Origin of the sequence: Arthrobacter sp. TB 26, assembly GCF_000427315.1 — a bacterium.
GTDB lineage: Bacteria > Actinomycetota > Actinomycetes > Actinomycetales > Micrococcaceae > Arthrobacter.
The window spans coordinates 1-9,126 of sequence record NZ_AUPJ01000183.1; the positions used below are offsets into that span (position 1 = coordinate 1).

8 protein-coding genes and 1 pseudogene are annotated in these 9,126 nt (G+C 67.7%); 5 read left to right on the forward strand and 4 right to left on the reverse strand.

Annotated elements, in window-relative coordinates; all coding sequences use genetic code 11:
• From K789_RS0106305 to K789_RS0106325, 4 genes and pseudogenes are all read right to left on the reverse strand, one after another.
• Positions 1 to 547 (reverse strand): annotated as a pseudogene (locus K789_RS0106305) (glycoside hydrolase family 65 protein); the annotation flags it as partial.
• A gap of 65 nt (positions 548 to 612) precedes the next feature.
• Positions 613 to 1,350: an HAD family hydrolase gene (locus K789_RS0106310; protein ID WP_024366019.1), complete on the reverse strand. Its 738-nt coding sequence runs from the start codon at positions 1,348 to 1,350 to the stop codon at positions 613 to 615.
• 644 nt (positions 1,351 to 1,994) lie between these two features.
• On the reverse strand, positions 1,995 to 2,621 hold the full coding sequence (locus K789_RS0106320) for an alpha/beta hydrolase (RefSeq protein WP_024366021.1): 627 nt from the start codon (positions 2,619 to 2,621) through the stop codon (positions 1,995 to 1,997).
• A gap of 9 nt (positions 2,622 to 2,630) precedes the next feature.
• Positions 2,631 to 3,851, reverse strand: coding sequence for a beta-ketoacyl-[acyl-carrier-protein] synthase family protein (locus K789_RS0106325; protein ID WP_024366022.1), 1,221 nt, complete (start codon positions 3,849 to 3,851; stop codon positions 2,631 to 2,633).
• A 370-nt stretch (positions 3,852 to 4,221) separates the two neighbouring features.
• Here K789_RS0106325 and K789_RS0106330 point away from each other — a divergent pair, with 370 nt between their 5' ends.
• The 5 genes from K789_RS0106330 (at position 4,222) to K789_RS0106350 (ending at position 9,114) form a co-directional block, all read left to right on the forward strand.
• The gene (locus tag K789_RS0106330) at positions 4,222 to 4,485 is read left to right on the forward strand and encodes a DUF6458 family protein (RefSeq protein WP_024366023.1); all 264 of its coding nucleotides are present in this window, start codon (positions 4,222 to 4,224) and stop codon (positions 4,483 to 4,485) included.
• 434 nt (positions 4,486 to 4,919) lie between these two features.
• Positions 4,920 to 5,723 carry a DeoR/GlpR family DNA-binding transcription regulator gene (locus K789_RS0106335; protein WP_024366024.1) on the forward strand — a complete coding sequence of 268 codons (804 nt, stop codon included), beginning with the start codon at positions 4,920 to 4,922 and terminating at the stop codon, positions 5,721 to 5,723.
• A complete protein-coding gene (locus tag K789_RS0106340; protein WP_024366025.1) occupies positions 5,720 to 6,706 on the forward strand; it encodes a 1-phosphofructokinase family hexose kinase in 987 nt (328 codons plus the stop codon). The genes K789_RS0106335 and K789_RS0106340 overlap by 4 nt, the downstream gene beginning before the upstream one ends.
• 2 nt (positions 6,707 to 6,708) lie before the next feature.
• The gene (locus K789_RS0106345; protein ID WP_024366026.1) at positions 6,709 to 8,778 is read left to right on the forward strand and encodes a PTS fructose transporter subunit IIABC; all 2,070 of its coding nucleotides are present in this window, start codon (positions 6,709 to 6,711) and stop codon (positions 8,776 to 8,778) included.
• 57 nt (positions 8,779 to 8,835) lie between these two features.
• Positions 8,836 to 9,114, forward strand: coding sequence for an HPr family phosphocarrier protein (locus K789_RS0106350; RefSeq protein WP_024366027.1), 279 nt, complete (start codon positions 8,836 to 8,838; stop codon positions 9,112 to 9,114).
• Positions 9,115 to 9,126 lie beyond the last annotated feature (12 nt).

The window sequence follows — 9,126 nt, forward strand, 5'->3', positions numbered from 1 at the left end:
CCGGCTGGTCCTGGCGGTTGATGACCGAGGAGGTCACGTCAGCGGAAATGTCCCGGTCCGCGGAGAGTTCCAGCGAGATGCCAAGTGCACCCCGGGACTGGTAGCCGACGGCGCGGCGTTCGGTGGTGGTCACGGTGGCGCCGGAGCGGCACTGCCAGGCGATCCGGCATTCGTAGACGCCGGTGGCGAAGTCGACGCTCCGCCGGTAGTCGAGCACGGTGGATTCGTCCAGGCTCAGGGTTTCGCCGTCGATGATCACCGTGAAGTTGTTGGCGTCCGGGATGTAGAGGATGCGCTGGCCGGTGCGGGCGAAGCCGTAGGCGTTTTCCGCGTGCTTGATGTCCCAGGTCTCGTGGAAACCGTTGATGAAGCTGCCCGGCAGGTCGGCGTCGGCGGCCGCCCAGTGGGCGCCACGAATGCCGAGGTGACCGTTGCCCAGGCTGAAGAGGGTTTCCAGCGTCCCGGCGTTTCCGGGGAGGTGGACGGTCTCGACCAGCTGCCAGGGGTCGTTGGGGAACCGTGCGCGGTCCGAGGTGATGAGGGCCATGGTTTTCCTTCAGGCGGGTAAAGAGTCAGGTGAGTCGTTCGGAGCCTTGCGGCGGGGATGCGGGGCTAGAGGAGTTCTTCGAGGTCGTTGACCACAAGCGTGGCTCCGGCACCGAGCAGCACCTGCCGGCCGGCGCCGCGGTCCACGCCGATCACCGAGTGGAAGTTCCCCGCGCTGCCGGCCTGGACGCCGGACACGGCATCCTCGACGACGACGCACTCCTCGCTGGGCAGGCCCAGCAGCCGGGCGGCGTACTCGTACGTCGCCGGGCTGGGCTTGCCGGGCAATCCCTCGGCCACGGCGACGACACCGTCGACCACCACCGGGAAGTAGTCGGAGAGACCGGCGGCCTTGAGGACCGCCGGGGCGTTGCGGGAGGAGGAGACGACGGCGACCTTGAGCCCGCGGGCCAGCACGGCGTCGATGAACCGCACGGAGCCCTCGTAGGGTTTGACGCCGCCGGCCTCGACGATGTCGTTGAAGACCTTGTTCTTGCGGTTGCCCAGGCCATGGACGGTATTGTGCGCCGGGTCGTCATCCAGTGGCCCTTCGGGCAGGACAATGCCGCGGGAGGCCAGGAAGTCGCGGACGCCGTCGAAGCGCGGCTTGCCGTCGATGTGGTCGAAATAGTCGCTTTCGCGGTAGCCGGGAGCCGCGGGCACGGTCTTGAGGAACCCGTCGAAAAGTTCCTGCCAGGCGCGCTCGTGCACGATCGCGGTGGGGGTCAGGACGCCGTCGAGGTCAAAGAGGATGGCGGAGGCCCCGGTCCAGCTCGAAGGGGTGCTGTTGGCAAGCTCAGTCATGAATCGGTGTCCTTTCAGACGGCGTTATCTAAGTCGGTGGGCAGGCAACTCGCCGGGCAGTCAGTGGACGGCGGAGGGTCGGCGCCCCAGGCGGGGAAATTCCGGTGGGTCAGGCCGCGGGGCGTCCGTGCAGCTGAACGCTGTTCACCGGTGGCCGCGGGCCTCTTGCGCTCTATCAGCCTGGCCTCCGGCACGTTGCCGGACGGGGGGATTGGGAAGTCCCGAGCGGTGGAGCCTTTCAATCAGCAGGTTGGCCGGGAACGCGCCCTGGCCGGCTACTGGCTGGGAACTCGCGCTCAACCCCAGGAACCAGCTCATCTGATGATCGTCTATTCCTATGATGGACACGTTTTTCAGTGCTGACAAACCGGAATGCCGCAGGGCCATGGGCGCACCGACGTCAGTTTCGTCGCCGCCGGCGGGGGTGGCGGAGGGCACGGCCAAGTCCTGCAACACGGGCTCAGCCCTTTCTTCCCCCTGAAGTTGTGGGCCGTAAACATGGCCAACGTCGAGTGTAAACGCCTGCAAAATTGGCGCGCAAGTGGATAAATAAAGTAAGGCCGTTTGGCCCTGTTGCGCTGGCGCCGGAGGCTACCCCGCGCCTATCCGATTGTTTATCCGTGTTTTTGTCCGCGGGGGCGGGTTCAGCTGTCCGGGCGCAGCACGTAGTGCCGGAGAAACGCGCTGACGTCCACCAGTTCGGCCGCCGAGATGGAGTGGCCCATTCCGGGATAGGTCCGCGCCGTGAGCTGGGTGTGCTCGTGGAGCCATTCCTCGGTGTGCTCCGTGGCGGCGTCGTTGATCACCACGTCATCCCGGTCCCGGCCCCAGAAAAAGGGCGGGCGGGACTCGAACGATTCGCTCATCGCCAGGAGTTCGTTTTCCAGGACAAAACCGGACAGCCCGACGGCGGCCCGGAACTGCGCCGGCCGCAGCCGCAGCAGGGTGGAGGCCATGGCCATGCCCTGCGAGTAGCCGAGCAGGCTCACGCTGCTGTGCTGGGCCTTGACGGATTCGATCCAGCTGAAGACGGCATTGGTGGAGGCGATAACGTCGGCGAAGTCATGGGTCAGGAAATAGTCCAGCAGGAACCAGCCGTAGCCGTCCCCGATTTCCTTGGGGCCGCGCAGCGCGGCGCAGCTGAACCCGGACGGCAGGCGGTCAAAGAGTTTCACCATCCGCGATTCGTCCCGGCCGTAGCCGTGCATCATGACCAGCAGCGGCGTTCCGGCGCGTTCGTGTTCAGGCTTGGACCAGACGACTGTTTCCATCGGAACAGCCTAGCTTTCAGTGATCACCAGCGCGGTGCTGTGCCCGCCGAATCCGAACGCGTTGGCGATGCCCGCCCGGGCCGGCCGGCCCTCAATTGTTTGCTGGAGGAGGTTGAGGTCAATCCCCTCCTCCGGCTCGTCGAGGTTGCTGATGCCGGGAACCGCCCCGGACCTCAAGGCCTGGACCATGACGATCGCGCCGAGCGCGCCGGCGCCGCCGAGGAGGTGCCCGGTGAGGGATTTCGTGGAGGTGACGGGAACCTGGCTTCCGAGCACGGCCTTAATGGCTTCGGCCTCCAGCCGGTCGCCGACCGGCGTGGAGGTTGCGTGGGCGTGGACCAGGCCGATGTCACTGGCGCCCAGGCCCGCGGCCGCGATAGCTTTTTCCATCACCCGGCGCTGCATGGCCGGGTCAGCGGCAACGATGTCGACGGCGTCGGACGTCACCGCGGTCCCGGCCACGACGCCCAGGACTTCTGCTCCGCGGGCGCGGGCGTGGTCTTCGCGTTCCAGGACCAGGATCGCGGCCCCCTCAGCCAGCACGAACCCGCCCCGGTCCCGGTCGAAGGGCCGCGAGGCGGACTGCGGGTCCTCATTGCGGGTGGACAGGGCGCGGATTTGCGCGAAGCCGCTGATGATGAGGCCGTTGATGCAGGAATCCACGCCGCCGGCGATCACGACATCCGCCGCGCCGGCCCGGATCATGTCGGCCGCCTGGGAGATGGCTTCCGCCCCGGAGGCGCAGGCGCTCACGGGAGTGCGGGCGCCGCCCTTGGCGCCGACGTCAATGGACACCCAGGCCGCCGGAGCGTTGGTCATGATACGGGTGAGGGTGTGCGGGGACACTCGGCGCGGGCCGCTGGCATCCAGCGTCCGGGTCTGTTCAAGGGTGGTGTCCAGGCCGCCGTAACCGGAACCGATCACCACCGCCAGGCGTTCCGGGTCGGTCCCGGGACGGCCGGCCTGGGCCCACGCTTCCCGGGCTGCAATCAGTGCCAGGTGCCCGCACCGGTCCATTCGCTTGTATTCGGGGGTGGTAAGCAGCGACGCGATGTCGACGTCCACCCTGCCTGCCATGCGGACAGGGAGCCCCTGCGCCCAGTCCTCGTCGAGCGACGTGATTCCGGAGCGCCCGGCCAGCAGCGCGGCCCGGGTCTCGGCCGCGGTCCCGCCTACAGGGGTCACAGCGCCCAGTCCAGTGACGACGACTCTGGGGGAAGCTTCAGGCATGGGTACCGGATTTCTGTGAGGCCCGTTGTGGAACCAGCGGGGAGTGCGGTGGGGTGCGGGGCGGGAGCGGCGGGACGGGAGTGGCGGCACGTATCGGGCCGGCCGCCGTGCACCCTTTAAGAGTACGTGCGATCCCGCGCCGGGCCGCCCCGCAAATTCCCCTGCAAGGATCCGCGACGGAAACGGACAACCGCACCCCGGATCCGCGCTGCGACTGTCCGACGCCGCCGCGGAGAACACTTTGACGTGCTAAAACTGACCGGAGTGGCGCCGCGCAGATCGTTGAAACAACCCGCACCGGGCTGTAGCCTGACGCTGGACAGCATGCTTAGCAATACCTATCCGTCCCACCGGACACAAGGAGCAAGTCATGAGAATCGGTTCCTCCATCTTCCTCATCGCCCTCGGCGCCATCCTGGCCTGGGCCATCACCCCCGGACTGATCCCCAACGTGGACCAGACCATGATCGGCTACATCCTGATGGCGGTAGGCGTCATCGGACTGATCGCCTCCCTGGTCCTGGCATCCCCCGGCCGCAGCCGCACCCGCCGGGTGAGCGAAACCCGCTCCGTCGTGGACCCCAACACCGGCGAGACCATCACCCGGAACGAGAGCCGCGACGCCGGCATCTAGTCCCGGTGCGCCGCAGTGCACGGAACGAACCACCCGGTCGCCGGGCCGGACCTTCACGAGGTCCGGCCCGGCGTCTGCCTTTTGCGTGGTGCGCCCGGACCTCGGCACATGCCCAGCCCTCGGAGACGCGGATGGAGATAGTCCCAACGTGCCCGCTCCTTGGGTCGAAGACTGGACATGTCCCCCGGCTCACCAACCCTCACCCCGGACATGCCCCACCCCCGAGGCTGCGGATGGACATAGTGCCAATATGCGCACTCTTGGGCGCGAGGACTGGGCATGTCCCGCGGTGGACCCGGTGAGCTTTCTGCGTTCATGTTGTTTTTCATTGACAAAGCCACAGATTCAAAGATAAAGTCAATCAACTCCACTCCCTGTGATGGCTATCACTGAAGTGGCAGGAAGGCCCGCAGTACTGACGCAAGGGAGAGCCAGTGTTCGCCGAGGAACGCCAACAGCTGATCGTGGGGCTCATTACCGCCAGCGGCCGCGCCAGCGTCACGGACCTTGCCGAGCGTTTCAGCATCACCACCGAGACCGTCCGCCGCGACCTTGCCGCCCTCGAAGCCGCCGGCAGTGTGCGCCGGGTCCATGGCGGCGCGGTGTCCCCGGACCGCTTCAGCACCAACGAGGAAAGCGTCCTGGTCCGGACCGACCAGCGGCAGCCGGAAAAAACGCGGATCGCCGAGGCCGCCCTGGCGCTGATCCCGCAGGACCGCACCGGCAGCATCCTGATCGACGCCGGCTCCACCACGGAGGCCCTCGCGGAACTCCTGGCTGCCCGGACGGCAGCAACCGCCGCCGTTTCCGGCAGCGGCACGGAACTCGTGGTCATCACCCACTCGCTGCCCATCGCGTCAAAGCTGTCCGGTGAACCCGGCATCGCCCTGCACCTGCTGGGCGGGAAAGTCCGCGGGATCACGCAGGCCGCCGTCGGCCAGTCCACCGTGGAAGCCGCCCGCCGGATCCGTCCGGACATCGCCTTCATCGGCACCAATGGCATCCACGCAGCCTTCGGGCTGAGCACTCCCGATCCTGAAGAAGCCGCTGTCAAGGCTGCCTTCGTCCAATCAGCACGCCGCATAGTGGTGCTGGCTGATGCCTCCAAGCTGGACGCCGAAACCCTGGTCCAGTTCGCCTCGTTGAAAGATCTGGACACCTTGATCACTGACACGAAACCCAGCCAGGACCTGGCGGACGCCCTCGCGGACGCCGGCGTGGAGGTGGTGGTCGCATGATTGTCACCCTGACCGCCAACCCGAGCCTGGACCGCACCGTGGCGCTGCCGGGACCCCTGCTCCGCGGCGAAGTCCAGCGGGCCGTCTCCGTCCGGCAGGAATCCGGCGGCAAGGGAGTCAACGTCTCCCGCGCCCTCGTCGCTTCCGGCCTGAAGACGGTCGCCGTGCTCCCCGGAGCCGAGGCGGACCCCGTGCTCGCCGGCCTCCGGGACGGCGACGTCCCGTTCGCCGCCCTCCCGATCGGCGAGCCGCTGCGCAGCAATGTGGCGCTCACCGAACCCGGCGGCGTCACCACCAAGATCAACGAACCCGGCCCGGTGCTGAGTGCGGACCAGCAGGAAGCCCTGATCGGGCTCCTCCTGGACCGCGCCCGCGGAGCCAGCTGGGTCGTTCTGGCCGGATCGCTCCCACCCGGGGTCCCGGCCGACTTCTACGCCACCGTCACCCGGCGGCTGCGCTCCATGGATCACGGCAACGAGGCCCCCCTCATCGCCGTCGACTCCTCCGGCGAACCGCTCGCCGCCGCGATCTCCGGCGACGCGCTGGGGAAACCGGACCTGATTAAACCCAACGCCGAGGAACTGGTGGAACTGGCTGCCGCAGCCGGGTTCGCCACGCACAAGTCCGCCGAGGAACTCGAAGCGGATCCGGAGGCTGCCGCGGTGGCAGCATCCGCCGTCGTGCGATCCGGGGTGGGCGCAGTGCTGGCCACGCTCGGTTCCAAGGGTGCGGTGCTTGTGACGGCCGACGGCGCGTGGCTGGCCACGCATCCGCCGGTCACCGCGGTGAGCACGGTAGGGGCCGGCGATTCCTCGCTGGCCGGCTACCTGCTCGCCTCCAGCCAGGGCGCCGCCCCGGCCGATTGTCTCCGTCAGGCTGTGGCCCATGGTGCCGCCGCCGCTTCGCTGCCGGGCTCCACAGTCCCGGCGGTCCACCAAACCACCCCCGATGCCGTAACCATCACGGCCCTCCGGAAGGATTGACAGTGACTCAGCTCATTACCACCGATCTGGTCGAGCTCGACCAGAACCTGGGCAGCTCGCCCGAGGCCGTGATCCGGCACCTGGCAGGCAAAGTTGCCGCCAACGGACGCGCCACCGAGGTTGAAGGCCTCTTCGCCGACGCCTTCGCCCGGGAACAGAAGACCGCGACCGGCGTTCCCGGCGGCATCGCCATTCCGCACTGCCGTTCGACGGCGGTCACCGAACCGACGCTCGTGATGGCACGCCTTTCCCAGCCGGTCGATTTTGGCGCCAAGGACGGCCCCGCGGACCTGATCTTCTTCATCGCGGCCCCCGAGGGCGCGGACCAGGAGCATCTCAAGCTGCTCTCCAGGCTGGCCCGCTCCCTGATCAAAAAGGACTTCACCGCGGCACTGCGCGCGGCCGGTTCAGCCGCTGAGGTCGTCGACCTCGTCGAAGGCGCACTCGCGGACAAGCCCGCAGCCCACTCAACCGCGGCCGAAGCCCCGGCAGCAGCGGCAGCAGCTTCAACCGACGCCGGCGCAACCACGGAGCCTGCATCCGCCGAGCCGCGCCAACGTCGCCTCGTCGCTGTGACTGCCTGCCCCACTGGCATTGCCCACACCTACATGGCCGCCGATTCGCTCGTGGCCGCGGCCAAGGAAGTCGGCGTCGACCTGCAGGTGGAGACGCAGGGGTCCTCCGGCGCCAAGGCGCTGGACCCCGCCGTGATCGCGGCCGCCGATGCCGTGATCTTTGCCGTGGACGTTGACGTGCGCGGCAAAGAGCGCTTCGCCGGCATGCCCGTCATCAACGCCCCGGTCAAACGCGGCATCGACGAGCCGGACAAGATGGTCCAGGAAGCCCTCGCCGCGGCGGACAACCCGAACGCCCGCCGCGTTCCGCACTTCGGAGCCGAGGAACAGGCCCAGCACGAGGCCGAGGAAAAGGGCGAGCACATCGGCCAGAAGCTGAAGAAGGCACTGCTCACGGGCGTCAGCTACATGATCCCCTTCGTGGCGGGCGGCGGTTTGCTGATCGCCCTCGGCTTCCTGCTGGGCGGCTACGATATCACCGGCTTCGCGGACAAGATCCTCGCGAACAACACCATCGGCAACCTGCCCACCGAGTACCCGGAACTGGCATGGGGCCCGCTGGGCGCCTACCTCGGCGCCGTGCTCTTCAAGATCGGCGCCCTCTCTCTCGGCTTCCTGGTCCCTGCACTGGCCGGTTACATCGCCTTCGCCCTTGCTGACCGGCCGGGCATCGCCCCGGGCTTCGTCGCCGGCGCCGTTGCCGGGTTCATGGGCGCAGGCTTCCTCGGCGGCATCGTAGGCGGCCTGCTGGCAGGCTATGTGGCCCATTCGATCGGCAAGATCAGCGTCCCCCGCTGGCTGCGCGGCCTGATGCCGGTAGTGATTATCCCCCTCGTGGCCTCCCTCGTTGCGTCGGGCCTGATGTTCGTCGTCCTGGGCGGACCGATCGCCGCGATCACCGTGGGCCTCAACAACTGGCTGTCCGGCCTCACCGGAGCCAGCGCGATCGCCCTCGGCGTCATCCTGGGCCTGATGATGTGCTTTGACCTCGGCGGACCGGTCAACAAGGTCGCCTACGCCTTCGCCGTCGCCGGCCTCGGGGCAGCCTCCATCAGCAACCAGGCGCCGTGGCAGATCATGGCCGCTGTTATGGCCGCCGGGATGGTCCCGCCGCTGGCAATGGCACTCGCCTCGACCGTACTGAACAAGAGGCTCTTCAGCCTGGCGGAACAGGAAAACGGCAAAGCCGCCTGGCTGCTGGGAGCCTCGTTCATCTCCGAAGGCGCCATCCCCTTCGCTGCTGCCGACCCGCTTCGCGTGATCCCCGCCAGCATGCTCGGCGGCGCCGTGACCGGAGCCATCTCGATGGCAGCTGGAGTCGGCTCGAAGGCCCCGCACGGCGGCATCTTCGTCTTCTTCGCCATCGACAACTTCCTGATGTTCGTCGTCGCCATCGCGGCCGGAACTGTCGTCAGCGCCTTCGCCGTGATCGGGCTCAAGCGCTGGGCAGTCAAGAAGCAGGTTGATACGGTGGAAGCGGTTCCCGTAGCCGCCTAAGCCGTCCAGGAAGACCTTCCCTAGCTGATTTCCCCAAGCTAAACCCAAGGAGCAGAAATGACCGAACGTAACGCCACCATTGCCAGCCGCGTAGGGCTGCATGCCCGCCCGGCCGCGATCTTTGCCGAGGCTGCAGGCGAGTTCGATCTCGAAATCACCATCGCCCGGCTGGGCGAACCCGTTGACGAGGCCATGGATGCCGCCAGCATCCTGTCCCTCATGAGCCTGGGCGCCTCCCACGGCGAGGTTGTGGTCCTGCGCGCCGAGGGCGAGGGCGCAGACGCAGCTTTGGAGCGTCTGGTCCAGATCCTCGAAACCGACCACGACGCCGTATAGCGTCACCGCCAG

What these genes read in the sequence shown, in the direction of transcription:
- K789_RS0106310 (WP_024366019.1), bottom strand. Translation starts at nt 1,350, where the DNA reads ATGACTGAGCTTGCCAACAGCACCCCTTCGAGCTGGACCGGGGCCTCC.
- K789_RS0106320 (WP_024366021.1), bottom strand. Translation starts at nt 2,621, where the DNA reads ATGGAAACAGTCGTCTGGTCCAAGCCTGAACACGAACGCGCCGGAACG.
- K789_RS0106325 (WP_024366022.1), bottom strand. Translation starts at nt 3,851, where the DNA reads ATGCCTGAAGCTTCCCCCAGAGTCGTCGTCACTGGACTGGGCGCTGTG.
- K789_RS0106330 (WP_024366023.1), top strand. Translation starts at nt 4,222, where the DNA reads ATGAGAATCGGTTCCTCCATCTTCCTCATCGCCCTCGGCGCCATCCTG.
- K789_RS0106340 (WP_024366025.1), top strand. Translation starts at nt 5,720, where the DNA reads ATGATTGTCACCCTGACCGCCAACCCGAGCCTGGACCGCACCGTGGCG.
- K789_RS0106350 (WP_024366027.1), top strand. Translation starts at nt 8,836, where the DNA reads ATGACCGAACGTAACGCCACCATTGCCAGCCGCGTAGGGCTGCATGCC.